The 22,972-nt window shown below is 71.2% G+C and carries 21 protein-coding genes and 1 tRNA gene; 6 read left to right on the top strand and 16 right to left on the bottom strand.

From position 1 onward, the window contains the following. Positions 1-20 precede the first annotated feature (20 nt). Both OG444_RS31735 and OG444_RS31730 read right to left on the bottom strand, forming a co-directional pair. On the bottom strand, positions 21-434 hold the full coding sequence (locus OG444_RS31735) for a hypothetical protein (protein WP_327265432.1): 414 nt from the start codon (positions 432-434) through the stop codon (positions 21-23). Beyond that, the gene (locus tag OG444_RS31730; RefSeq protein WP_327265431.1) at positions 434-1,576 is read right to left on the bottom strand and encodes a molybdopterin-dependent oxidoreductase; all 1,143 of its coding nucleotides are present in this window, start codon (positions 1,574-1,576) and stop codon (positions 434-436) included. The genes OG444_RS31735 and OG444_RS31730 overlap by 1 nt, the downstream gene beginning before the upstream one ends. Positions 1,577-1,690: 114 nt before the next feature. Here OG444_RS31730 and OG444_RS31725 point away from each other — a divergent pair, with 114 nt between their 5' ends. Beyond that, positions 1,691-3,130 (top strand): glycosyltransferase family 87 protein, encoded by a 1,440-nt coding sequence (locus tag OG444_RS31725; protein ID WP_327265430.1) that lies wholly within the window; start codon positions 1,691-1,693, stop codon positions 3,128-3,130. 75 nt (positions 3,131-3,205) lie between these two features. On the opposite strand, the gene OG444_RS31720 is transcribed toward OG444_RS31725, so the two are convergent. Both OG444_RS31720 and OG444_RS31715 read right to left on the bottom strand, forming a co-directional pair. Further along, positions 3,206-4,156 (bottom strand): sigma-70 family RNA polymerase sigma factor, encoded by a 951-nt coding sequence (locus tag OG444_RS31720; RefSeq protein ID WP_266606513.1) that lies wholly within the window; start codon positions 4,154-4,156, stop codon positions 3,206-3,208. Between the two features lie 19 nt (positions 4,157-4,175). Further along, positions 4,176-5,375, bottom strand: coding sequence for an NAD(P)/FAD-dependent oxidoreductase (locus tag OG444_RS31715; RefSeq protein WP_327265429.1), 1,200 nt, complete (start codon positions 5,373-5,375; stop codon positions 4,176-4,178). Positions 5,376-6,373: 998 nt separating this feature from the next. On the opposite strand from OG444_RS31715, the gene OG444_RS31710 reads away from it, so the two are divergent. Both OG444_RS31710 and OG444_RS31705 read left to right on the top strand, forming a co-directional pair. Next, entirely contained in the window at positions 6,374-6,688 is a 315-nt protein-coding gene (locus OG444_RS31710) for a helix-turn-helix transcriptional regulator (RefSeq protein WP_266353965.1), read from the top strand. Between the two features lies 1 nt (position 6,689). Further along, positions 6,690-7,925, top strand: coding sequence for a tyrosine-type recombinase/integrase (locus OG444_RS31705; RefSeq protein ID WP_323185392.1), 1,236 nt, complete (start codon positions 6,690-6,692; stop codon positions 7,923-7,925). A gap of 99 nt (positions 7,926-8,024) precedes the next feature. On the opposite strand, the gene OG444_RS31700 is transcribed toward OG444_RS31705, so the two are convergent. Further along, positions 8,025-8,098: transfer RNA gene (locus tag OG444_RS31700), tRNA-Pro, on the bottom strand. A gap of 109 nt (positions 8,099-8,207) precedes the next feature. On the opposite strand from OG444_RS31700, the gene OG444_RS31695 reads away from it, so the two are divergent. Then, the gene (locus OG444_RS31695) at positions 8,208-8,690 is read left to right on the top strand and encodes a DUF309 domain-containing protein (RefSeq protein ID WP_327265428.1); all 483 of its coding nucleotides are present in this window, start codon (positions 8,208-8,210) and stop codon (positions 8,688-8,690) included. Here OG444_RS31695 and OG444_RS31690 read toward each other — a convergent pair. The 4 genes from OG444_RS31690 to OG444_RS31675 are packed head-to-tail and all read right to left on the bottom strand — an operon-like array spanning position 8,670 to position 11,932. Then, on the bottom strand, positions 8,670-9,065 hold the full coding sequence (locus OG444_RS31690) for a VOC family protein (RefSeq protein WP_327265427.1): 396 nt from the start codon (positions 9,063-9,065) through the stop codon (positions 8,670-8,672). The two genes, OG444_RS31695 and OG444_RS31690, sit on opposite strands and share 21 nt — an antisense overlap. 4 nt (positions 9,066-9,069) lie before the next feature. Then, positions 9,070-9,699 (bottom strand): LutC/YkgG family protein, encoded by a 630-nt coding sequence (locus tag OG444_RS31685; RefSeq protein WP_327265426.1) that lies wholly within the window; start codon positions 9,697-9,699, stop codon positions 9,070-9,072. Continuing rightward, positions 9,696-11,180, bottom strand: a complete 1,485-nt coding sequence (locus OG444_RS31680) for a lactate utilization protein B (protein WP_327265425.1) — start codon at positions 11,178-11,180, stop codon at positions 9,696-9,698. Before OG444_RS31680 ends, OG444_RS31685 begins: the two co-directional genes overlap by 4 nt. Further along, positions 11,177-11,932: a (Fe-S)-binding protein gene (locus tag OG444_RS31675; protein ID WP_327265424.1), complete on the bottom strand. Its 756-nt coding sequence runs from the start codon at positions 11,930-11,932 to the stop codon at positions 11,177-11,179. The genes OG444_RS31680 and OG444_RS31675 overlap by 4 nt, the downstream gene beginning before the upstream one ends. 18 nt (positions 11,933-11,950) lie before the next feature. Between OG444_RS31675 and cobF the strand changes: the two genes are divergently transcribed. Next, the gene (gene cobF / locus OG444_RS31670; protein WP_327265423.1) at positions 11,951-12,703 is read left to right on the top strand and encodes a precorrin-6A synthase (deacetylating); all 753 of its coding nucleotides are present in this window, start codon (positions 11,951-11,953) and stop codon (positions 12,701-12,703) included. Here cobF and OG444_RS31665 read toward each other — a convergent pair. Together OG444_RS31665 and OG444_RS31660 are read right to left on the bottom strand one after the other, a co-directional pair. After that, positions 12,690-13,886, bottom strand: coding sequence for an aminotransferase class V-fold PLP-dependent enzyme (locus OG444_RS31665; RefSeq protein ID WP_327265422.1), 1,197 nt, complete (start codon positions 13,884-13,886; stop codon positions 12,690-12,692). The two genes, cobF and OG444_RS31665, sit on opposite strands and share 14 nt — an antisense overlap. A 196-nt stretch (positions 13,887-14,082) precedes the next feature. Beyond that, a complete protein-coding gene (locus tag OG444_RS31660) occupies positions 14,083-15,750 on the bottom strand; it encodes a glycoside hydrolase family 71 protein (protein WP_327265421.1) in 1,668 nt (555 codons plus the stop codon). A gap of 422 nt (positions 15,751-16,172) precedes the next feature. Here OG444_RS31660 and OG444_RS31655 point away from each other — a divergent pair, with 422 nt between their 5' ends. Continuing rightward, positions 16,173-16,634: a hypothetical protein gene (locus OG444_RS31655; RefSeq protein WP_327265420.1), complete on the top strand. Its 462-nt coding sequence runs from the start codon at positions 16,173-16,175 to the stop codon at positions 16,632-16,634. 19 nt (positions 16,635-16,653) lie between these two features. Here the strand turns inward: OG444_RS31655 and OG444_RS31650 are convergent, their stop codons facing one another. The 5 genes from OG444_RS31650 to corA all read right to left on the bottom strand — a co-directional run bounded on the left by OG444_RS31650 (position 16,654) and on the right by corA (position 22,893). Then, positions 16,654-17,430: a hypothetical protein gene (locus OG444_RS31650; RefSeq protein ID WP_327265419.1), complete on the bottom strand. Its 777-nt coding sequence runs from the start codon at positions 17,428-17,430 to the stop codon at positions 16,654-16,656. 226 nt (positions 17,431-17,656) lie between these two features. Next, positions 17,657-19,876: an NADP-dependent isocitrate dehydrogenase gene (locus OG444_RS31645; RefSeq protein WP_327265418.1), complete on the bottom strand. Its 2,220-nt coding sequence runs from the start codon at positions 19,874-19,876 to the stop codon at positions 17,657-17,659. Between the two features lie 222 nt (positions 19,877-20,098). Continuing rightward, positions 20,099-20,452 (bottom strand): DUF805 domain-containing protein, encoded by a 354-nt coding sequence (locus OG444_RS31640; protein WP_327265417.1) that lies wholly within the window; start codon positions 20,450-20,452, stop codon positions 20,099-20,101. A 412-nt stretch (positions 20,453-20,864) separates the two neighbouring features. Beyond that, positions 20,865-21,680 (bottom strand): chitosanase, encoded by an 816-nt coding sequence (locus OG444_RS31635; RefSeq protein WP_327266990.1) that lies wholly within the window; start codon positions 21,678-21,680, stop codon positions 20,865-20,867. A gap of 130 nt (positions 21,681-21,810) precedes the next feature. Then, entirely contained in the window at positions 21,811-22,893 is a 1,083-nt protein-coding gene (corA, locus tag OG444_RS31630) for a magnesium/cobalt transporter CorA (protein ID WP_327265416.1), read from the bottom strand. Positions 22,894-22,972 lie beyond the last annotated feature (79 nt).

Genomic DNA, 22,972 nt, shown 5'->3' with positions numbered 1-22,972 from the left:
TTTCCGCGGCACCGCCCCGATCAGGCCCGACGGCTCTCCCGGCCCACCCGGCGCGCCACGGCACGCACGCCGACGTACGCGAGGGTGAACAGCACGATGGCCGCCATAGCGAGCAGCCAGTTGCGTAGGTAATCGAGCGGAAGGACGGTGGGGTTGGCCACGCCCCCCGGCCGCAGCAACGGAGGAAGGGCGATCGCGGTGAGGGAGCCCGCGACGATCAGGGCTCCGCGCATTACCCCGTGCAGGCGCAGGCCGGCCACCCCGACGAGGACGGCGACCGCCATCACTGCGGGCACGACGAACCCGTCGTGCACCACGACCGCTCCTCCGAGCCAAACGGCGATCCGCCACGGCTCGGGCTGCTGGAGGAGCAGCCACCCGCCCCAGGCCGTGCACACCATCCCGAATCCGCCCATCACGTATCGGAAGTTCATCACGCCACCTCCAGGCGGCCGACCCACTTGGTCTGCAGGACACCGGGCCGGTTCGGGGCGATGATCCGCGCCGGGTAGCCGTGGTCCAGGGACAGCACCTCGCCGTTGAGCCGCAGCGCGAGCAGCGTGAGCGGGTCCTGCGCGTACAGGCGTCCCATCTCCATCACCCGGTAGGCGCCCGCCGCTTCGAGGGAGACCACCCGGGCCCGCGCACCCGGGCCGCCGCCCGCGAGCTCCAGGAGGTCCCGTACCCGCACCCCTGTCCAGTGGGCGGACTTGCTCCAGCCCTCCACGCAGGCGATGGGCAGGGTGACGTCATGCTGCGGCAGGGCGCGCAACTCGTCCAGCGTGAGGCTGTAAGGACGCGGCCCGGCCACGGTCAGACGCCAGTCGGCCAAGGAGGCCTCGGAGACGCGCGCGGCAGCAGCCGTTCGGTTCACGGGGAGCCCTTGGGCCCCGTGGGCGGGGCTGCGCGGGCCGAACAGTTCCAGCGGGCCGAGTGCGGTGACGGACTGTCCGACCGTGGTGAGCGTGACTGCTCCGACCGCGGCTGTGACGCCGAGGAGGAACTGCCGGCGGTCGGGCCCGTCGGCCTCGGGCAGGGTCAGGGTTCCGGGGGAACGGAGCGTGAAGTGGTCGCGGATCTTCGGCCATTGCACGGCGACGTGCAGCAGGAGCGATCCCAGCAGGAGCCAGGCGACCGCGTAGTGCACGGGAACGAAGTTGAAGGGCCACGGGTACCACTGGAAGGTGTTCAGCAGCCCGGTGAACAGCTCGAACAGTCCGGCCGCGACCAGGATCGCCACCGAGATCCGCTCCAGGGCGTGGAGGACCGATCGCACCGGAGGCCAGGCGAACAGCCGCGGATAGACCGCCCACAGCTTCGCCAGCAGCAACGGGATCGCGGCGATCCCGGACGCCACGTGCAGACCCTGGGTGAGCCGGTAACCCCAGTACGGGCGGCTCGGCAGCGAATCGGCCAGCCATCCGGGCGGGTGCTGGAGGTAGTGGCTCAGCACACCGGTCGCGAAGCAGACGGCCATGGCCAGGCCGAGCCAGCGGCCGATGGCGGTCGCGGTACGGGCATCGTGCAGGCGCGCCTTGAAGGTGACGGGCGGTCCGGAGGGCAGGGTGAAACGCATGCCCCCATCACACCCCCGACGAGGCCCGAGCAGGCTGGCGGAACACCTTACGAAACACGGACATCCGAGATGGCACGGCCCACGGGAGAGCCGATCCCTGGAACGATTCCGCAGGTGAAAGCCCTTACCGCCCTCACTCCTCGCACCGCGCTGGTGACCACCGCCCTCGCCCTTGCCGCACTCACGACGCTCCTCGCCCGCACCGTCGTGTACGGGGGCTACTTCAGCGACCCCGTCGGCCTGTTCTGGTGGTACGCGGCCTGCTGGGTGCTCTTCACCGTCGCGCTGCTGGCGCTGCGCCGGGTCCCGGCCCGCCACGCCGCGTGGCTGATCGCCGCGGGGGCCGTCGCCGTCACGCTGACCGGGCTGATGGGGCCGCCGCGGACCAGCACCGACTCCTACCGCTACGCCTGGGACGGCCGCGTCCAGTCCGCCGGCCTCTCCCCGTACGACCACGCCCCGCAGGACCCGGCGCTCGCCAGGCTCCGCGACCCCTGGCTCTTCCCCACCGGCGCCGCCTGCACGGGCCCCGACCTCGCCCCGATCCCCCACACCGGCAGCACACCCCACTGCACCCGCCTCAACAGGCCCGCCGTCCACACCATCTATCCGCCCGTCGCCGAGGCGTACTTCCTCGCCGTCGACCGCCTCTCCCCCGCCGACTCCCGCCACAAGCCGCTCCAGATCGGCGCCGCCCTGATCTCCCTCGGCGTCACGGGCGCGCTCCTCCTGATCCTGCGACGGCGCGGCGACGACCTCCGCAAAGCCGCGTACTGGGCCTGGTGCCCTGCCGTCCCAATCGAGGCCGTCAACAACGCCCACGCCGACGTCCTGGGCGTACTCCTCGCGGTCACCGGACTCGGCCTCGTCGCCTCCCGGAACCTGACCCGGCGGGCAGCAGGCGGAGTGCTGATCGGCGCCGCCATCGCCACGAAGCTCATGCCTGCCGTCGTCCTCCCCGGCGCCCTGTCAGGGATCCGCCGCGTCCGCGACGCGGCCGCCGTCCTCCTGCCCGCCACCGCCTTCGTCGTACTCACCTACCTCCCGTACGTCCTCCTCTCGCACGGCTCGGTCTTCGGCTACCTCGGCGGCTACGTCGAGGAGGAGGGCTACGACGACGCCTCGGCCGGATCCCGCTACTCGCTCCTGCGCCTGGTCCTGCCGGACACCTGGGCCTTCCCCGTACTGCTCGTCATCGTCGCGGCAGTGTCCCTGTACGTGATGTGGCGCGGAGACCCGCGACGCCCCTGGAGCGGCGCCCTCCTGGTCACCGGCTGGTCCTTCGTCCTCCTCACCCCCGGCTACTCCTGGTACGCGCTGCTCCTCATCGCACTCGTCGCCCTGGACGGACGCTGGGAATGGCTCGGCATCCCCCTCGCAGGCGCCGCCGTCTACGTCCTCGCCCCGACGCTCCACTTCCAGCCGTCGCTGAGCAACATCGCGTACGGCGCAGCAGCGGCCCTCGTCCTCGTGATGACCTGGGTCCGGCGGCGAGCCAGGGTGAGGGGGGCCGGGGCCCCGGCCACGGCGTCACGGAATCCGTACCCGGCTTGAACCCCGACCGGCCTGGGAACCCGGAAACGGTTCAACGCGGCGCGGGTGCCGCGCCTGGCCTCGGTCGGCGCCCGGTCACCACTCGGCGATGAGCGGCGCGTCCGGTTCGTGCTGCCGCCAGGCGTCGGCGAGGCGGAGGAGGCGGGCAGGGGCGGCGATGCCGCGCACGGTTGCGATCTTGCCGTCTGTGATGTCGAACGTCACCGCGCCGACGACCTTGCCGCCGGGCACGAAGAGGAGGGCGGGGGCGCCATTGACGAGCGCGAAGTGGACCTCGGAGACCCCTCCGGCGAGTCGCTGCTTCGCGGGCGTGGACTTGAAGCCGGCCCGCGCGATGGCGGCGATGCGCTCCGGAGTGTCGTACTGCAGCAGCTTCTTGGTCAGGCCGGCGCCGTCGGAGATCGCGGAGGCGTCGTGGGTGAGCAGCGCCACCAGCCGTTCGGTGCGGCCCGAGGAGGCGGCGGCGAGGAATTCCTCGACGATCCTGCGGGCGGCTGCCGGGTCGAGTTCACCGCTGCGGCGCGCCGTGGTGATGTGGCGCCGGGCCCGGTGGAGGTGCTGCTGGCTTGCGGACTCGGTGATGTCGAGGATCTCGGCGATCTCGGCGTGGCCGTAGGAGAACGCCTCGCGCAGGATGTAGACGGCCCTCTCGAAGGGTGACAGGCGTTCCATGAGAGTGAGCACGGCGAGGGAGACGGTTTCGCGCTGTTCGAACGTGTCGGCCGGGCCGAGCATCGGGTCGCCGTCGAGGAGCGGTTCGGGCAGCCAGGCGCCCACGGTGCGTTCGCGGCGGGCCTGTGCCGAGCGGAGCCGGTCGAGGCACAGGTTGGTGACGACCTTGGTCAGCCATGCTTCCGGCACCCTGATCCGCTGCCGGTCGGCGGCCTGCCAGTGCAAGAACGCGTCCTGTACGGCGTCTTCGGCGTCGGCGGCGGATCCCAGCAGCCGGTACGCCAGCGAGGCCAGCCGACTGCGGCTGGCCTCGAACCGGCAGGTGTCGAAGCGGTCAATGTCAGTGCTGTCCACGGGGATTACCCTAGGCGGGCTATGCGGCCACCCTTGCGGCGGCCCCATCCGGCGCGGCGGCCAGGCGGCGCTTGCGCATGGGCAGCCCGAACGTCGGGTGCGAGGTGGTCCACAGCGACATCTTGAGGATGGCCGCCTTGATCCGCGCGGCCTTCCGGCCGCCCATGTACTTCGGCTTTGCCTGCGCTTCATGGTCGACCATCTGCAGGATCCCGTCGCGCCGCCCGAGGCTGATGTGGTTGCCCGGGTAGCTCAGCTTGACGTTCGCCGTCTTGCTGCCGGTCAGGCATCCCACGATGGCCTTCATGGCCTGCATGCCGGTGAAGCCGGCCGATGCACAGGACATCGGCAGCGGCCGGCCGTTGTCGCCGATGGTGTAGACGCTGTCGCCGGCGGCGTAGACGTTCGGGTGCGAGAGCGACCGCATGGTGCGATCGACGACGATCCGACCGTCGTCGGTGACCTCCAACCCGGCTGCGGCGGCGATGGGGTCGACCGCGAACCCGGCCGTCCACACGGTCGCGTCGGACGCCAGGGGGCTCCCGTCGGCGCACAGCACCCGAGTCGCTTCGACAGCTTCGACGCTGGTGTGCTCCAGGACGGTGATGCCCAGCCGGTCGCAGGCCTGGCGCAGGTGGCTGCGTGCCCCGGCGGAGAGCGGGGCGCCCAGCTCGCCGCGGGCGACCAGGGACACCGACAGGCCGGGCCGGGACTCGGCGATCTCGGTGGCGGTCTCGATGCCGGTCAACCCGTCGCCGACGACCAGCACACGACCGCCCTCGCCCCGCCCGCCCAGGCTGTCCAGGCGCTCGCGCAGGCGCAGCGCCGCCGGACGACTGGCGACGTGGAAGGCGTGCTCGGCCACGCCGGGGACGCCGTGGTCGGCGACGTGGCTGCCGAGCGCGTAGAGCAGCGTGTCGTAGCCGAGCTCGCCGCCACCGTCGGCGTCGGCCACGGCGACGACCTGGCGCTCGGGATAGACGGCGGTGACACGGGCCAGGCGCAGCCGTATCCCCGTGCCCGCGAAGACATCGGCGAGCTTCGGAGCCTCGATCTCCTGGCCGGCCGCGAGCTGGTGCAGCCGCAGCCGCTGGACGAACTCCGGCTCGGCGTTGACCACGGTGATCTCGGTATCCGCCGGGGACAGCCGACGAGCCAGAGTCCCGGCCACGTAGGCCCCGGCATAGCCGGCGCCCAGAACAACGATGCGGTGCTTCATGTGATGCTCCTGTCGGTTCGCTTGCTCTCGGTGACTTGAGCGGAACAGCACCCCGATTGCTGACAGGAACCCCATATGGCTTGCATCACACATCGCAAGCATGTCGCCCAATGAGGCCGGCGCCCGGCACCGTCCCCCTGCCGGCCGAGATCCCCCTCGTCTCCGCCGTCAAGCTCGCCCGACACGACCTGGCGCGTCCTGACCGACAGCCAGTGCACCGAACGCCTCCCCTTGGGCGGAGACGGTCTCGCGCCGCTCATGTGCGGCGCACACCCCGCCCCGCCGCCCCAGGAACCCGCGAACCAAGATCCGAACTATTTCCGGACCAGTCCCCTCCAGCGAGTCGTACGGACGGCCGTCCCCGCTGGTCAGGATGGGTGCAACTGCTGTACCAGCGGCAGACGAAGACCCGCCGGGCGGCCATTCAGCCGGAGCCCGACCTCATGCGTGCCGATCACCCCAAGTAGCGAACTACAGGGAACTGATCCACGTCACCCATCAGCCTGCAGCCAACCGCCCAAGACTGACGGTTGGTCAATTTAGCCGACTTTGCGGCCGATCCACGGTGGAATATAGCTGGAGATCCCCGGTTTCGGAAACCGGGGATCGCATAGATGATCGAAGCTCCACCGCGCCACTCCCTCCCCCCCCCTAGTCGAAAGGTATTTGCCGTCCGATGGCACAGCTTCGATCTCGAAATCCCTAACCCCGCTCTGTTACGGGAGCGCCACGGCGCCCAAGACCGTTTTCAGGAAGTCAACACCACGCCACAGCCCGAACGGGATGCCTTCCACCTCAGGGCTGAATGGTCCGGTTGGGCGCAGTGATCACTCAGTGAGCCACAGACCCTCGAGAGCAACCGGTACCTCGGATGGCCCCTAAGCCAGCCGCACCGCCGCGGGAGTTGTTCTCCGTGTGCGAATCCAGTGGCTTTTCGCTGGACTTTTCAAACGTTCCCTCTATGGTCGTCGTCCCACCATTCCTCCACCCAGGGGAGCGTGACCAACCTGCCTCTTGCACCGACTCGCCCGATCGGCGTTCTGCGCCATCGCAAGGACCCCATGTCATCCCAGGAATCCGCGAAGAGCGGACGAAACGTTTCCCCCGACCTGGTCACCGGCAAATGGCTAACGACCGACGAACTCGCGGGCATCTTGAACCTCGATCCCTCCACGCTCCGTCGCTGGCGCACTGCACGCCCCCTGCAAGGGCCGCCGTTCGTCCATGTGTCCGATCGCATCACCCTGTACAGCGCGATTGACGTCGAACACTGGCTGCGCAGTCGCCGTGTCGATCCCGAACAGGCGGCCTGACATGGCGATAGCGACACCTGCTTCAGCCGTCGAGGCCGTGCCGGTTGGCGTCCGCCTCACCGCTGATGTCGAATACCGACCCAACCGGCCTTCGCCCTACCGAGCTCGGGTGCGCTGGTGGGACCCCACGACAAAGTCCCGCAAGTCCATCTCCGAAGCCAAGGAGACCGAGGACGAGGCCCAGGAGTGGATCTCGGCCCTGGTCGAGGCCGCTCAGGCCGGCGTCAACCCGTCGCTTGCCACCATGCCATTGGCCGACTACGGCACCGCGAACATGAACCTCGCGCTTCGAGGACTGGAGCTCAAGACGCTCGACCCCTATATGGCCGGTTGGCGTCTGCGCGTAGTGCCCTCCCTCGGGCATCTACCGGTTCGGATGATCACCAACGGTGCAGTGGACCGCACCGTCTACCGGTGGATCGCTGACGAGTACAGCCGCTCCACCGTGAAGAACACCATCGCCGTCCTCGTTCGCGTCATGGAGCAGGCCGTTCGAGACGGGCTCATCAAGGTCAACCCCGCGCGAGTCAGCGGCTGGCAGCGCCAGTACCAGCAGGTCGAGGACGAGCTGAACGACCCGCGTGCGCTCGCCTTGCCCGACTGGGAGACCCTCCAGACCCTCGCCAAGGCCCTGGTCGCTCGCTCATACGGCCAATACCAGGGCTGGGGCGACGTGGTCACTTTCGCCGCGTCCACGGCAGCCCGCATCGGCGAGGTCTCCGGAGTCCGCGTCAAGGACATCGACACCGACACCTGGATCTGGACCGTACGACGGCAGACCACCCCCGCCCGAGGCGGGCTCGTCGACAAGGCCACCAAGGGAAAGCGCGCCCGCAAGGTACCCCTCATCGAAGAGGTACGGCCAATGGTGGCTCAACGCCTGCTCGCCGCCGGCGACAGCCCAGACGCCCGGATCTTCTTCGGCCCCCGCGGCGGACGCATCTCCACCGCCGTCCTGCGCGACGCCACCCACTGGGACAACGTCGTCACCGAGCTCGGTTTCGAGCACCTTCGACGACACGATCTGCGCCACACCGGGCTGACCTGGTTCGCCGACGCAGGCGTCCCCCTCCATGTCCTGCGCAAGATCGCCGGACACGGCTCGCTGACCACCACTCAGCGCTACCTGCACCCCGACGCCGGCCAGATCACGGCAGCTGGTGCCGCGCTGTCTGCGCACCTCATGGTGCTCCGTGCACCTCGTTCGCTGCCAGTCACGGCCGTTACCGCCGTCTGACCCGCACTGAGCGCATTGGTCCCCAACTGGTCCCCAAAAACGATCAAGGGGCCGTTTCAGATTGCTCTGAAACGGCCCCTGATCTGCGACTCTTTCGAGTCGGGACGACAGGATTTGAACCTGCGACCCCTTGACCCCCAGTCAAGTGCGCTACCAAGCTGCGCCACGTCCCGTTGTGCCTGCGACCTGCGGGTTTCCCCGTGCTCGGCGGCACATGCAGAACATTACCCCACGCCGAGGGGTGTGCATGCACCAGTAATCGGCGGGAGGGAGGATGGGGTGGTGAACGCACGGGATCGGGATGTCGAAGGTCGGGCGCGCAGTGCGCGGCCCAGGGACGGGCTGGGGCGGCCGCTCGGCTACGGGGCGGCCGGGGTGGAGCGGCAGCCCGAAGGGGTGGTGCGCTCGCCCGGGGAGACCCTGCGGGAGGCGCAGCGGCTGCTGGACGCCGGAATGCCGTTCCACGCACACGAGGTGTTCGAGGATGCCTGGAAGTCCGGGCCCGAGGCCGCGGCCCCGCTCTGGCGGGGGCTCGCGCAGCTCGCGGTCGGGCTGACGCACGCCGCGCGCGGCAATGCGGTCGGCGGGGCGCGGCTGCTGCGGCGCGGGGCCGCCGGGATCGAGGGGCTGGACGGGCGGCCGTACGGGATCGACGTGCCGGGGCTGGTGCTCTGGGCCCGGGAGCTGGCCGGGCGGGTGGCGGCCGGGGGCCCGCCGGCCGATCCCGTACGGGAGGCTCCCCGGCTATCGCGCGGCGGGCTCTAGCAGGTCCCAGCGGTTGCCGTACAGGTCCTGGAAGACGGCGACCGAGCCGTACGCCTCGTGGCGCGGCTCCTCCAGGAAGCGGACGCCCTCGGCGGTCATCCGGGCGTGGTCGCGGGCGAAGTCGTCGGTGTACAGGAAGTGGCCGACGCGGCCGCCCGCCTGGTCGCCGACCCGGGAGCGCTGCGCCTCGTCCTTGGCGCGGGCCAGCAGCAGGGCGGATTCGGTGGCGCCGGGCGGGCGGACCACGACCCAGCGGGAGCCGTCCGGGCGGGCGGTGTCCTCGGCCAGGTCGAAGCCGAGGGCGCGGGTGTAGAAGTCGATGGCCTCGTCGTAGTCGTGGACGAGGAGGGCCGTGAGGGCGATGTAGGACGACATGCCCTCATTCTCTGCCAACGAGGACCACCTCCAGGGTGCGGGGGCCGTGGACTCCCTCCACCCGGTCGAGTTCGATGTCGCTGGTGGCGGAGGGGCCGGAGATCCAGGTCAGCGGGCGGGACGGGTCGAGGAGCGGCAGGGCCTGCGGGACGGAGTCGACCACTTGGTCCGGGACGCGGATCACGCAGATGTGGTGGTCCGGGATCAGGGTGATGCGGCGCCGGCCCTGGTCGGGGCCCGCGTCGAGGACGATCGTGCCGGTCTCGGCGACGGCCAGGGCGCAGCCGGTGACCACGCTGTCGACCAGGTCCAGCTCGTGCGGGGTGGAGTCCGCCCGGTCGGGGACGAGGACGGGGCCTGCGGCCGCGAGCCAGTGCGGGGGCAGGCCGGGCGGGACGAGCACCGTGCGGGCGCCCCGTTCGGCGAGGAGCCGCGTGAGCAGTGCGGGCAGCCCGTCCCCGTCCGTGCGGTGGACCAGGGCCCGGTACTCGGCGAGGTGGGCGGCCAGCAGGTCCACGCGCTCGGCGGGGGTGCGGGTGCCGTGGACCTGCAGGTAGTCGCGGGGGATCTCCGCGTCAGGGGCGTTCGCCGACGCGCGGCGGATCCGGCCCAGGATGCGGTCCTTGCTGCTCACTGCGTGTCCCCCCGTTCCCGGGCCCACCAGTCGCGGAAGGATTCCGCCGGTACGGTGGGCAGTTCGCGGCTGTCGGTCCAGGCCCGTCCGGCCCCGGGGAGCCGGCGGGGCGCCAGCCGCCGGGCACGGGCCAGCAGGCGCTCCCCGGCGCGCAGTGCCCCCGGGTGGTCCAGGAGCAGCCGGGCGGCGCGCATGGTGGCCCGTTCGGCGGTGCGGCCGTCCGCGGGGCGGAGCGTGACGCGGACGCCGCCTCGGGTCACCGGGCCGCCCTGGGCCACCCGCTCGCGGAGGTGGACGAGGACCTCGGGGATGTCGATGGCGACGGGGCAGACCTCGTAGCAGGCCCCGCACAGGGTGGACGCGTAGGGCAGCGAGGCGTCGATCTCGGTTCCGGTGCCGCGGAGTTGGGGGCTGAGGATCGCACCGATGGGGCCGGGGTAGACGGAGCCGTAGGCGTGGCCGCCGGCGCGTTCGTAGACCGGGCAGACGTTGAGGCAGGCGGAGCAGCGGATGCAGCGCAGGGCCTGGCGGCCGGTCTCGTCGGCGAGGGTGTCGGTGCGGCCGTTGTCGAGGAGGACGAGGTGGAAGGCGGCGGGTCCGTCGCCGTCCGCCCCTCGCGACGGGCCCAGCCCGGTCCACATCGTCGTGTACGGGTTCATCCGCTCGGCCGTCGAGGAGCGCGGCAGCGTCTGGAGGAAGATCTCCAGGTCGCGGAAGGTCGGGACGACCTTTTCGATGCCGACGACGGAGATCAGGGTCTCGGGCAGGGTCAGGCACATCCGGCCGTTCCCCTCGGACTCCAGGACGACCATGGTGCCGGTCTCGGCGACCATGAAGTTGGCCCCGGACACGGCGACCCTGGCGCGCAGGAACTTCTCGCGCAGGTGCAGGCGCGCCGCCTCGGCGAGCTCCCGCGGGTCGTCGCCGAGCGGCTCGGGCGCAGGGCGGCCCCAACTTCCCATCTCCGTACGGAAGATGTCGCGGATCTCGGCCCGGTTGCGGTGGATGGCCGGGACCAGGATGTGGGAGGGGCGGTCATGGCCGAGCTGCACGATGAGTTCGGCGAGGTCGGTCTCGTACGCGGCGATCCCCGCGGCCTCCAGGGCCTCGTTGAGTCCGATCTCCTGCGTGGCCATGGACTTGACCTTGACGACCTCGCGCTCGCCGGTCGCGCGGACCAGGTCCGTGACGATGCGGTTGGCCTCGTCGGCGTCGGCGGCCCAGTGGACGGTGCCGCCGGCCGCCGTGACCGCTTCCTCCAGCTGCAGGAGGTAGCGGTCGAGGTGGCGCAGGGTGTGGTCCTTGACGGCCTTGCCCGCCGCGCGCAGCCGGTCCCAGTCCGCCAGTTCGGCGACGGACCGCGCGCGTTTGTCGCGGATGGTGTGCGTGGCGTGCCGGAGGTTGGCGCGCAGCACCTCGTCCCGTACGGCTTCGCGGGCCGCCTCGGGGAAGGCGGGCATGCCCAGGTAGGTGCCCGTCACGGCAGCGGTTCCTCCTCGGTCGCGGCCAGGATCTCCGCGAGGTGCAGGGTCCGCATCGGGCTGTCCGCGCGGCGCAGCAGGCCGTCCAGGTGGGCGAGGCAGGAGTTGTCGGCGCCGCAGAGCACCTGGGCGCCGGTGCCGGCGGCGGCCGCGGTCTTGTCGGCCCCCATGGCGGTGGACACGTCCGGGTTCTTGACGGCGAAGGTGCCGCCGAAGCCGCAGCACTCCTCGGCGCCCGGCAGCTCGACCAGGTCCAGGCCCTTGACCGCGGTCAGCAGCCGGCGCGGCCGGTCCCCCAGGCCCAGGCCGCGCAGGCCGTGGCAGGAGGGGTGGTAGGTGACGGTGTGCGGGAAGTACGCGCCGACGTCGGTCACCCCGAGCACGTCGACCAGGAACTCGGTGAGCTCGTACACGCGCGGTGCGAGCGAGGCTGCGGCCTCGGCGAGCTCGCCGCCGCGGCCCTCCGCGGCCGCCTTGCGGCCGATGCGCGGGTAGTGCTCGCGGATCATCGCGGCGCAGGATCCGGACGGGGTGACCACGAATTCGTGTCCCGCGAAGGCCCGCGCGGTGCGCCGCATGAGCGGTTCGGTCTCGTGCCGGTAGCCGGTGTTGTACTGCGGCTGCCCGCAGCAGCTCTGGGCCGCGGGGAAGTCCACGTCCACGCCCAGCCGCTCCAGGAGGCGTACGACGGCGATGCCGGTCCGCGGGTAGAGAGCGTCATTGACGCAGGTGACGAACAGGGCGGCTCGCATGATGGGCACAATAGCCCGGTGAAGAAGTTCTCAGTGATCGGCATAGGCGCGGGCGACCCGGACCATCTGACCCTCCAGGCGGTCAGGGCGATCGGCGCGGCGGACGCATTCCTCATCCTGGAGAAGGGCGAGGAGAAGGCGGATCTGACCGGGCTGCGGCGCGCGATGCTCGACGCGCACGCCCGCCCCGGCCACCGGCTGGTGGAGGGCCGCGACCCGGACCGGGACCGGACGCCCGCCGACTACACCCCGACGGTGGACGGCTGGCGCAGCGCGCGGGCGGCGCTCTTCGAGCGCTTCATCGCGGAGGATCTGGCGGACGGTGAGACCGGGGCGTTCCTGGTCTGGGGCGATCCCTCCCTCTACGACTCCACGCTGGCGATCCTCGACGAGGTGCTGGAGCGCGGCCGGGTGGCCTTCGAGCACGAGGTCGTGCCCGGCATCAGCAGCATCTCGGCGCTGCTGGCGCGGCACCGGACCAACCTCAACCGGGTCGGGCGCCCGGTCCAGATCACCACCGGCCGCCGGCTGGCCGAGGGCTGGCCGGACGACGTGGACGACGTGGTGGTGATGCTGGACGCGCGGCACGCCTTCACCGCCCACCTGGACCGGGACCTCTACATCTACTGGGGCGCCTATGTGGGCACCCCGGACGAGATCCTGGTGCAGGGCAGGCTCGCGGAGGTCGCCGGGCGGATCGAGGAGCTGCGTACCGAGGCCCGGGCCCGCAAGGGCTGGATCATGGACACGTACCTGCTCAGGCGCGGCTGAGGTAGGACGGGAGGACGGCGGCGAGGCGTTCGTACTCCTCGGGGCGGTTGTAGATCTGACCGCAGACGCGGATGCCGCCGCCGCCCGGCCAGGGCCAGACCAGGACCCGGATGCGCTGCTCGGCCGCGATCAGCTCGCGCAGCTCGCGGGCCCGGTCGGGGGTGTCGGCGACGCCGGGCGGCAGGCGCAGGGTGCGCATGGCGAGGTCCTCGCCGTGCGGGAGCGGGGTGAGCCCGGGGAGTTCGGCGAGCAGCGCCGCGCCGTGGGCGGCCAGCGCGCTGTTGTGGGCCCGGACCTTGGCCGCGTCGAGGCGTTCGAGGAGGTCCAGTCCGTCGGGGGCGGCGAGCCAGCCGGTGTAGTCGGCGGTGGCCCGGTTCTCGACGGAGCGCGGGAAGCCGTAGTGGTCCTCCCAGGACGGTACGAGCGCCCGGATCCGGCGGCGGTGCTGCGGGGCGACGGCCAGGACGGCGCTGCCGGAGGGCGCGTAGCCCCACTTGTGGAGGTTGCCGAACCAGAAGTCGGCGCCGCCCGCGAGGGGGTCGGCGAGCATGCCCGGGGCGTGGGCGCCGTCGACGACGGTGGTGACCCCGCGTGCGCGCAGGTCGGCGAGGAGCCGGGGCGAGGCGATGATCCGGGCGGTGGGCGAGCTGACGTGGTCGAGTACGGCCACCCGGGTACGGGGGGTCAGCGCGGCCAGCACGGTCTCCCGTACGGCGTCCTCGTCGGGCAGCCGGGGATCCAGGGCGACGGTGGTGACCGGGGCGCGGCGGGCGGCCGCCGCGACGACGGTGCCGTAGCCGTGGTCGGTGACCAGGATCTCGTCGCCGTCGGCGAGCGGGACGGCGTCCAGCGCGAGGTTGGCACCCTCGGTGGCGTTGGCGATGAAGGCGATCCCGTCGGGGTCGGCGCCGAGGTGTACGGCGATCCGCGTACGGGCTTCGGCGAGCCGGTCCGCGACGGAGACGAAGAAGGCGTCGGGGTCGGCGTGCGCCTGCGCGCGGAGCGCGGCCTGGGCCTCCAGGACGGGGACGGGGACCGCGCCGAAGGAGCCGTGGTTCAGATGGGCGACGCGGGGGTCCAGGCGGAACAGGGCGGGCCCGCCGGGGAACTCGCCGGGCGGCCCGGCCTGGCGGTCGGCGTCGGCGGGAGACTCGGCGTCGGCGGGACGGGTCGGCTCGGTCACTGCTCCTCCGGGGATGCGGCGCGGCTGTCGTCCGGATCATCTCCCGCCGCCGCCGATGCCGGTAGACCGCGCCACCGAACCCCCGGCGTCCGTGCGCGGCGGGCCGGACCGGGCGGGGCGGGCGGGGCGGGCCGCGCCCGCTCGACCGGTCCGCGGCCGGCCCGCGGCGGACCGCGGCCGGACCGCGGTCGCCGACCTAGGGTTCCCGCCCGCTGGTCGCCGCGTAGTACTGGAGGTCCTGCACCTCCGCGTCGTAGTCCACCCGGTACGGCAGATCGACCTGCACCCCGCTCTTCCCCTCCCGTACGACCTGCGCCGAGCTGGTGCCCACCTTCAGCGGCAGGAGCTGCGAGTGGATCCCGGCGGGAGCCTCGTGGCTGCCTCGGACGGATCCGACGATGGTCCGGACGGATCCGGGCCCGGTGAGGAAGCTGAGCACCTCCACCTTGTCCCGGGGCGGGGCGCTGCCCTTGCGCAGCATCATCAGCAGCGACTGGTCGCCCGTCGGGTCGGTGCCCGCGAACTGCGTGCGCGCGGAGAGGTACAGCGTGTCCCGGACGATCTTCGGCCAGTTGCCCGTCTTGAACTTGGTCAGGTAGTACGAGGTCAGGTCCAGGTAGGCGTGGCCGTTGTGCAGGGAGGGGGCGAACTGGCTGCCCTCCGAGTAGTCGTTCCAGGTGGTGAGCTGCACCCAGTCGGCGCCGTCCTCGATGGCGCGCGTCCAGGTGGAACGCAGGGTCGCGGTGTTGCCCGCCTCGTCGTAGATGCCCTGGTTGGGGCGCGCGTCCTGGACCGACACGGGCTGCATCCAGATCTTGCCCATGCCGTGGGCCCGCTGGACGTCGCGCGTGGAGCTCTCCTGGCCGACGTAGCTGCGGCTGCCCCACTCGGAGAACCCGTGGCTGATCGGGGCGAACTCGCCGCTGTGGGCGCCGAAGTCGAGGAAGAGCGGGACGAAGGCGGTGCGGATGCCGTGTTTGGACTCGAGGAGTCCGATGACCTCGGTCCACCAGGCCACGCTCTTCTCCTCCGCCTTGAAGGGGGAGACGACGAGCCTGCCGTCGGGGAGCCGGTGTGCGGCGGAGGCGTCGGCGAGCGTGGCGATCGCTTCGGCGAGCACCGCGGGGTCGTCGGTCTTCAGGGAGGTCATGTCCGGCATCAGCATGATCTTGAATTCCGGGTCCACCGAACGGGCCGCGGCCATCAGCAGGTTGGAGCGGTCCCAGTTCTTGCCGGAGAGGGAGAGCAGGTCGAGGGTGAACCCGTCGATGCCCGCCGCGCGCGCCGTGCGCACCTCCTGCTGGAGGTTGGCGTACTCCCAGTCGCCGCTCTTCGGGGTCACGGGCAGCGGCCGGTCGCGCAGCAGGCCGCCGTACCTGCCGTGCTTGCCGTTCTCGCCGTCGGGGCTGAGGTAGTTGCGGGTGTAGTAGTCCCGGTCCGCGGCCGCGTTGTCGAGGGAGAGCGGGTACGGGGTGAAGTAGTGGGCGAACACCAGCTTCCTGCCCGCCTCGCCGGAGCGCAGGGCGGCCGGCTGGGGCATGTCGAAGGGCAGGGCGCCGGTGGGGCGTTCGGCCCCGGAGTCGACCGCTCCCTCGGGATTGCCCTTGCCGGCGGCGCCCTTCGTGGGGGCCGGGGGCTCGACGGGTGACGGGGTGGCCTCTCCAGGGGTGCCGGTCGCGTCGCCCGGGCCGGTGGCCGGCGGGAGGCCGGCGCCGGGGGCCGAAGCCTCTTGTACGGCGCTCCCGTCGCGGGGGTCCCAGGCGATTCCGGTGGCCGCGCAGACACCGACCAGGAAGAAGGCGGAGAGCAGCAGGGTGAGCAGCGGCCTGCGGCCGCGGACGGCCGATCGGCGCCGGTGCGACACGGGCCGGGCGGCGCCTCCCCCGCGCCGTGCCCGCCCCACCGCACGGCGCTGTGCTCGCCGGTCCGTTCGCCGGTCCGCTGTCATTCTGGTCCCTCCCGCGAATATGCCCCGAGTGGGGGCTGCACAGCAGTAGAGCCCAATCCCGGCCTCCGGACAACCGTTCCCCTGAACCGGAGTTCGGGTACGTACGTCACACGGATTACGGGAACTACGCCGACCGTCCGGCGGCGCGCGCACGGCCCCCACCTGGGCAGCAGCGAACCCGCCGTTCGGAATACGACATTCCCCTAGCCTTACGGTGCAACTGGCGCATAATCGACGTCACGCGGCTCGAATGAACCCTGCTGCCGCAGTTGGTCACGCATGCAATGGGGGGCATCGTGCCGATGAGGGAATCCTGGGCCATGGGGAACGCCGGGCCGATGAGGGAAAAGGGGTCGGCCGCGCAGCTGCCGGCGACGTCCGCCGAGATGTCGCGTCTGCTCACCGCCGTCCGGCGGGGGCGCGTGCTGACCGTGGCGGGGGCGTTCCGAGAGCCTCGGAGCCTGCTGGTACGGGAGATCGCGCGGCGGATCGCGTCCAACTTCTACGACGGGGTGTCCGTCGTCGCCATGAACCCGCTCCACGGCGGCTACGGCGTCCGCGAACTGACGGCCGAGCTGGTCGGCGTACCCGGCATGCCCGCACAGCCGTGCGGCACGGTGAACGCCGCGTCGTGGCTGGCCGAACGCGACATGCTGCTCGTCCTGGACGGCGCGGAGCAGCTCGGCCCGGACGCCCTGGCCTGGCTGCGGAACCTGCTGGCGGTGGCCCCGGGGCTGCGCATCCTGGCGGCCGGGCGGTCCCCCCTGGCCTTCGAGCAGGAGCGCATCCACCGGCTCTGACCCCTGCGGGCCGCAGACCTCAGCCCAGCTCCCGGCTGAGCCGGCGCCACACCGGCGCCGGGCAGCGCCCCTGCGGCCGGGACTTGAGGAACATCCCGTAGTCGACCCGGCGCGGCGGCCGCCCGAACTCCACCCAGTGGGCGCGGCCGGAGGCCTTGTCCCAGCCGTCGTTCGGCATCGGGATGTGGTCGCCGCGCCCGCCCTTGTCCTTGGTGGTGATCTGGGCGACCTCCGCGTGGCCCTCGTGGACGGCCAGCACCACGCAGTAGTGCCTCAGCTGCCGCGCCGGATCCTCGCGCAGCGGCACCATGGCCAGCCAGATCTCCCCAGGGGCCGGCCGCTGGACCTGGGCGGCGACGCGCGGGCCGCCGCGGGAGGAGTCCCACCGGCGGACCGCCACGACGAAGGCGAGTGCCACGAGTCCGGCGGCCAGGCTCTCGGCCGTGGCCCGGACGTTCCACACCGGGTGGTCGCCGACCCTGCCTTCCGTCCACCACAGCGCCCCGGCCACCAGGAGGAGCAGCGCGGCCGCCCGCGCCGGGACCAGCCACCGGGGGCCGGTCCGGCGGCGGCTCGCGAACACCGCCACCAGCAGGGCCACGACGACCGGCACGGCATACACGATCAGGTACTGGCCGAAGCCGTTCAGCTGCTGCGGCGGCGACTGCTCCGCCAGCAGATCGGGCAGGGCCAGCGGTACCGCCAGCAGGTAGCCGACCGCGGGCAGGACGAACAGCACGAGCAGGAGCCCGGCGCACCCGATGCCGGCGCAGGACGTGTCGGAACGGCGTGCCACGGAACCCCCAGAGCGTTTCGGCGAAGCCCCGGCCCGCCCGCAGGGGCACACCCGGGTGTCACGGATCCGAACGCTAGCGCAGGGCCCGCTCCCCGGCCGGCAGACCTCTGAAGCCCCTGCCCCGAAGCGGCCCGTGCCCGGACACGGCTCCGCCCCGGCCGGGCACGGGGCCGGCCGGGGCGGAGCGGATCACGCCGTCAGGGACGCGTGGGTACGGCTGCGGGCATCAGCCCAGGAGGGCGAGCGCCTCGTTGAGGGTCACCGACGGGCGCATGATCGCCGCGGCCTTCACGGCGTCGGGCTGGTAGTAGCCGCCGATCTCGGCCGGGGAGCCCTGCACCGCGACGAGCTCGGCGACGATGGTCTCCTCCTGCTCCGACAGCGCCTTGGCGACCGGCCCGAAGGCCTTGGCCAGCTCGGCGTCGTCGGTCTGCTTGGCCAGCTCCTGCGCCCAGTAGGTGGCGAGGTAGAAGTGGCTGCCGCGGTTGTCGATGCCGCCCAGCTTGCGGCTCGGCGACTTGTCCTCGTTGAGGAAGGTGCCGGTCGCGCGGTCCAGGGTGTCGGCCAGCACCTGGGCGCGGGCGTTGCCGGTGGTGGTCGCGAGGTGCTCGAAGCTCGCCGCCAGCGCGAAGAACTCGCCCAGGCTGTCCCAGCGCAGGTAGTTCTCCTTGACCAGCTGCTGGACGTGCTTCGGGGCGGAGCCGCCGGCGCCCGTCTCGAAGAGGCCGCCGCCGTTCATCAGCGGGACGACCGACAGCATCTTGGCGCTGGTGCCCAGCTCCAGGATGGGGAAGAGGTCGGTCAGGTAGTCGCGCAGCACGTTGCCGGTCACCGAGATGGTGTCCTCGCCGCGGCGGATGCGCTCCAGGGAGAAGGCGGTGGCCTCGACCGGGGAGAGGATCTTGATGGTCAGACCCTCGGTGTCGTGCTCGGCGAGGTACGTCTTGACCTTGGCGATCAGCTGCGCGTCGTGCGCGCGGTTCTCGTCCAGCCAGAAGACGGCCGGGACGCCGGTGGCGCGGGCACGGGTGACGGCGAGCTTGACCCAGTCCTGGATCGGCAGGTCCTTGGTCTGGCAGGCGCGGAAGATGTCGCCGGCGGCGACCTCCTGCTCCAGGACCGTGTTGCCCGCGGCATCGACCAGGCGGACGGTGCCCGCGCCGGCGATCTCGAAGGTCTTGTCGTGGCTGCCGTACTCCTCGGCCTTCTGGGCCATGAGACCGACGTTCGGGACCGAGCCCATCGTGGACGGGTCGAAAGCGCCGTGGGCGCGGCAGTCGTCGACGACGACCTGGTAGACGCCGGCGTAGCTGCTGTCCGGGAGGACGGCGAGGGTGTCGGCCTCGGCGCCGTCCGGGCCCCACATGTGGCCGGAGGTGCGGATCATGGCCGGCATCGAGGCGTCGACGATGACGTCGGACGGCACGTGCAGGTTGGTGATGCCCTTGTCGGAGTCGACCATCGCGAGGGCCGGGCCCTCGGCGATCTCGGCGTCGATGGACGCCTTGATCGCGTCGCCGTCGGGCAGCGCGCCCAGGCCGTTCAGGATGGCGCCCAGACCGTCGTTGGGCGACAGGCCGGCGGCGGCCAGGGTCTCGCCGTAGCGGGCGAAGGTCTTCGGGAGGAAGGCGCGGACCACGTGGCCGAAGACGATCGGGTCGGAGACCTTCATCATCGTGGCCTTGAGGTGCACGGAGAACAGCACGCCCTCGGCCTTGGCACGCTCGATCTGGTCGTTGAGGAAGGTGCGCAGCGCGTCGACGTGCAGGACGGACGCGTCCACGACCTCACCGGCGAGGACCGGTACGGACTCGCGCAGCACGGTCGTGGCGCCGTCGGCGGCGACGTGCTCGATGCGCAGGGTTCCGGCCTCGGCGACGACGGTGGACTTCTCGGTGGAGCGGAAGTCGTTCTCGCCCATGGTGGCGACGTTCGTCTTCGACTCGGGAACCCAGGCGCCCATGCGGTGCGGGTGCGTCTTGGCGTAGTTCTTGACCGAGGCGGGGGCGCGTCGGTCGGAGTTGCCCTCGCGCAGGACCGGGTTGACGGCGCTGCCCTTGACCTTGTCGTAGCGGGCGCGGACGTCGCGCTCCTCGTCGGTCTTCGGGTCGTCCGGGTAGTCCGGGAGGGCGTAGCCCTGGCCCTGGAGCTCGGCGACCGCGGCCTTGAGCTGCGGGATGGAGGCCGAGATGTTCGGAAGCTTGATGATGTTGGCTTCCGGGGTCTTCGCCAGCTCGCCGAGCTCGGCGAGGGCGTCGGCGATCCGCTGGCTCTCCTGGAGGTACTCCGGGAAGACGGCGATGATCCGACCGGCCAGGGAGATGTCACGGGTCTCGACATTCACACCGGCCGTCGACGCGTATGCCTGGATCACAGGCAGGAAGGAATACGTCGCGAGGGCCGGGGCCTCGTCAGTGTGCGTGTAGATGATGGTCGAGTCAGTCACCGGATGCTCCGCTCCACAGTCTGCGTCTCTCGTCTGCAACATTGCTCGACATCAAGATATCTCGTGATCGGGCCGGTCTGGACAGCCCCCTGCCGCCAGTCCGGGAGACGCGTGTCACGCGGGCGCCGGCGGACCCCGGAAAAGGCGAGAGCGCCGCCCCCGGCTGTTCCCGGCCGGGGCGGCGCTCAGGCATTTCGGCCCTGATCAGGCCTGTACCGCGAATCAGGCGGCGAGGACCTTGGGGTCCGGGCCGTACTGGTTCGGCTGCGGCTGACCGGCGGTGGCGGTCAGGACGAGCAGCCAGATGCCACCGATGAAGGGGACGAAGGCGATGAAGTACCAGGCGCCGGACTTGCCGAGGTCGTGCAGACGACGGACGGTGACCGCCAGGGTGGGGACCAGGGTGCCGAGGACGTACAGGCCGACGATGATCGAGCTGGCGCCGATGACGGCGTCGATGATCGCGAGGACGATGACGACGGCCACCTGGAAGAGGGTGAACATCCAGTACTCCTGGCGGCGCGCGCGGCCGGAGAAGACGGCGTACTTCTTCAGGACATCGGTGTAGTGGTTCATGAGGGTCCCCCCAGAGGACGGTTGGTTCGGCCCGTCCTGGTGGAGCAAGCCGGGGCAGAACTTATGCCCCCTTTACGGCGCGGTCAAGCGAGTTCACAACCCGCCGGAATGGGAACTTTCCTTCGCTTCTCCTGCCAAACCCTCTGGTACCTGACGTCACTTGACACCCATGGATCGCCATTGACCACAAGGCGTGACGAAACAGGCCGTGTTCAGGGGGGACGGAAGTCCTGCCCTGAGGCGCAGGACCGCTCGCGGGTGGCGAAAAGACCGCAATGTCCGGGGCGTTCGCGGAGCCGCCCTGCGGGAAGCGGCTCGACCGCCTCACGGATCGTTACCTCACTGCAGCCTGGGCCGCCGCGACCGGGGACAGAAGGGAGGATTTCGCCCCCGGTTCGCGGCAGTTCGTTCGTCAGCCGATGTGGAAGGAGTCCCCGTAGACCTTCCAGTCGAGCGGCGTATTGAGGTTCAGGTTGCCCTTCTTCAGGAAGACCCGCTGCGCGGTGTCGACCCGGCTGGTGTCGCTGTGCGCCTCCTCCTGCTTCATCGCCCAGACCCGGGCGTCGAGGAACGCGTTGAGGTACGCGGTCTCGTTGCCGCCCTGGGACGGGGGCTTGGCCTTGGACAGGGCCCGCTTGCGGATGTTGCGGAAGCTGGTGGAGTCGGTGCCGTCGCCGTGCATGACGATGGCGTCGTAGTAGATGAACTGGCCGAGCACACCGACCCCGTCGGCCTTGCCCTGGCTCACGGACGGGTTGAAGTAGACCCGGTCCCGCTCGTGGTCCTGCGCCTTCCTGAACTCGGCGTCCTGGGCCGCCTTCGCCCAGTCCTTGGTGAAGTTCGGGTCGAGGCCGGCGTGCGAGTCGCTTCCGTCGACCCGGCGCAGGGCGGGGAGGTACTTGGCGAGGACGTTGCCCGGCTTGATCTGCGTGTAGTACTCGACGAGGTCGAGCATGTCTCCGGTGCCGGAACAGAAGCCGATGATGCCGGCCGTGTAGCCACGGCCGTCGTCTATGTCCTCGATGTACTTGTACTGCGCCTTCCAGTCCAGCGAGGAGTTCTCCGCACTGGAGACGATCTTCATGGCGATCTCCTTCTTCGCCGGATCGTCGAGCCCTGCGGCCGCCGCCACCGCCGTCCCCGCCGTGGGGGCGGGAGCTGCGGTGGCATGGGCGGCGACGGGAACGGCGATCAGCGCGGTGCCGAGCAGCGCGCCGATCGCCAGCATCTTGCGGTGGGGGGTGAACACAAGGCCTCCATCGGGTGGTTGAGGCGTCCCAGCTTCGTTAGGAAACTTTACTACCAGAGCTGACGACAGCTCAATACCCGTGCGCACCCCAGGGAATGCCCGCGTCCGGTCAGAGCCAGCCGTTGCGCCGGAAGCCCCGGTGGATGACGAAGCAGGCGAGCGCCATGACGCCGAGGACGAGCGGGTAGCCGTAGGTCCAGTGCAGTTCGGGCATGTGGTCGAAGTTCATGCCGTACACCCCGCAGACCATGGTCGGTACGGCGACGATCGCCGCCCACGCCGTGATCTTGCGCATGTCCTCGTTCTGGGCGACGGTCACCTGCGCGAGGTGGGCCTGGAGGATGGAGTCGAGGAGGTTGTCGTAGGCGCCGATCTGCTCCGTCGCCCGGGTCAGATGGTCCGCCACGTTGCGGAAATACGCGCGGGTCTCCGGCGGGATGACCGGTATCGGCTGCGTGGCCAGCTGCTGGAGCGGGCGGCTCAGCGGGCCCACCGCCCGGCGCAGCTCCAGGAGTTCGCGCTTGAGCTGGTAGATCCGGCCGGCGTCGCCGCGGCCGCCGTCCTCGCTGAACACGGCGGTCTCGACGGCGTCGATGTCGTTCTGCACCGCGTCCGTGACGGCCACGTAGTCGTCGACCACATGGTCGGCCATGGCGTGCAGGACCGCCGCGGGTCCGTGTCCCAGCTGGTCCGGGGCCGCCTCCAGCTCCTCGCGGACCGGGCCCAGGGTGCCGCGGCCGCCGTGCCGGATGGTGATGATGAAGTCCTGGCCGGTGAAGGCCATCAGCTCGCCGGTCTCCACCACCTCGCTGGTCGCCGTCAGCTCCTCGTGCTCCACGTAGCGCACGGTCTTGAAGACGGAGAAGAGCGTGTCGTCGTAGCGCTCGACCTTGGGTCGCTGGTGCGCGTTGACGGCGTCCTCGACGGCGAGGGGGTGCAGGCCGAACAACTCGGCCAGCCCGGCCAGCTCCGACGTCGCCGGCTCGTGCAGGCCGATCCAGACGAAGCCGTCACCCGTCTTGCGGACCCGGCGCAGCGCCTCCTCGACCTCGGCGCAGTCGTCCTGCCGTACGCCGTCGCGGTAGATCACGCAGTTGACCACCGCGCTGCCGAGCGGGGAGCGGGCCGGGTGACTGAGGTCGACGGCCCGCCGGTAGCTGCGGCGCACGACCCGGCGCAGGTTGCTGAACATGGACAACGGCGTACTCCCCTTCGGCGGATCAGCGGCCAGTCTGCCATCGCCACCGGAGCGCCTCCGTCCGGGCTCACCG

It is taken from the genome of Streptomyces sp. NBC_01232 (assembly GCF_035989885.1).
Lineage (GTDB): Bacteria > Actinomycetota > Actinomycetes > Streptomycetales > Streptomycetaceae > Streptomyces.
Note: the sequence above shows the minus strand (reverse complement) of the source record. Positions and strands in the feature narration are given on the sequence as shown.

Excerpts from the sequence above, each read along its gene's own strand:
- OG444_RS31640 (WP_327265417.1), bottom strand. The coding sequence starts at position 20,452 with ATGAACCACTACACCGATGTCCTGAAGAAGTACGCCGTCTTCTCCGGC.
- OG444_RS31705 (WP_323185392.1), top strand. The coding sequence starts at position 6,690 with ATGGCGATAGCGACACCTGCTTCAGCCGTCGAGGCCGTGCCGGTTGGC.
- OG444_RS31635 (WP_327266990.1), bottom strand. The coding sequence starts at position 21,680 with ATGCTGGCGATCGGCGCGCTGCTCGGCACCGCGCTGATCGCCGTTCCC.
- OG444_RS31730 (WP_327265431.1), bottom strand. The coding sequence starts at position 1,576 with ATGCGTTTCACCCTGCCCTCCGGACCGCCCGTCACCTTCAAGGCGCGC.
- corA (WP_327265416.1), bottom strand. The coding sequence starts at position 22,893 with ATGTTCAGCAACCTGCGCCGGGTCGTGCGCCGCAGCTACCGGCGGGCC.
- OG444_RS31675 (WP_327265424.1), bottom strand. The coding sequence starts at position 11,932 with ATGCGAGCCGCCCTGTTCGTCACCTGCGTCAATGACGCTCTCTACCCG.
- OG444_RS31715 (WP_327265429.1), bottom strand. The coding sequence starts at position 5,375 with ATGAAGCACCGCATCGTTGTTCTGGGCGCCGGCTATGCCGGGGCCTAC.
- OG444_RS31690 (WP_327265427.1), bottom strand. The coding sequence starts at position 9,065 with ATGTCGTCCTACATCGCCCTCACGGCCCTCCTCGTCCACGACTACGAC.
- OG444_RS31735 (WP_327265432.1), bottom strand. The coding sequence starts at position 434 with ATGAACTTCCGATACGTGATGGGCGGATTCGGGATGGTGTGCACGGCC.
- OG444_RS31655 (WP_327265420.1), top strand. The coding sequence starts at position 16,173 with ATGAGGGAAAAGGGGTCGGCCGCGCAGCTGCCGGCGACGTCCGCCGAG.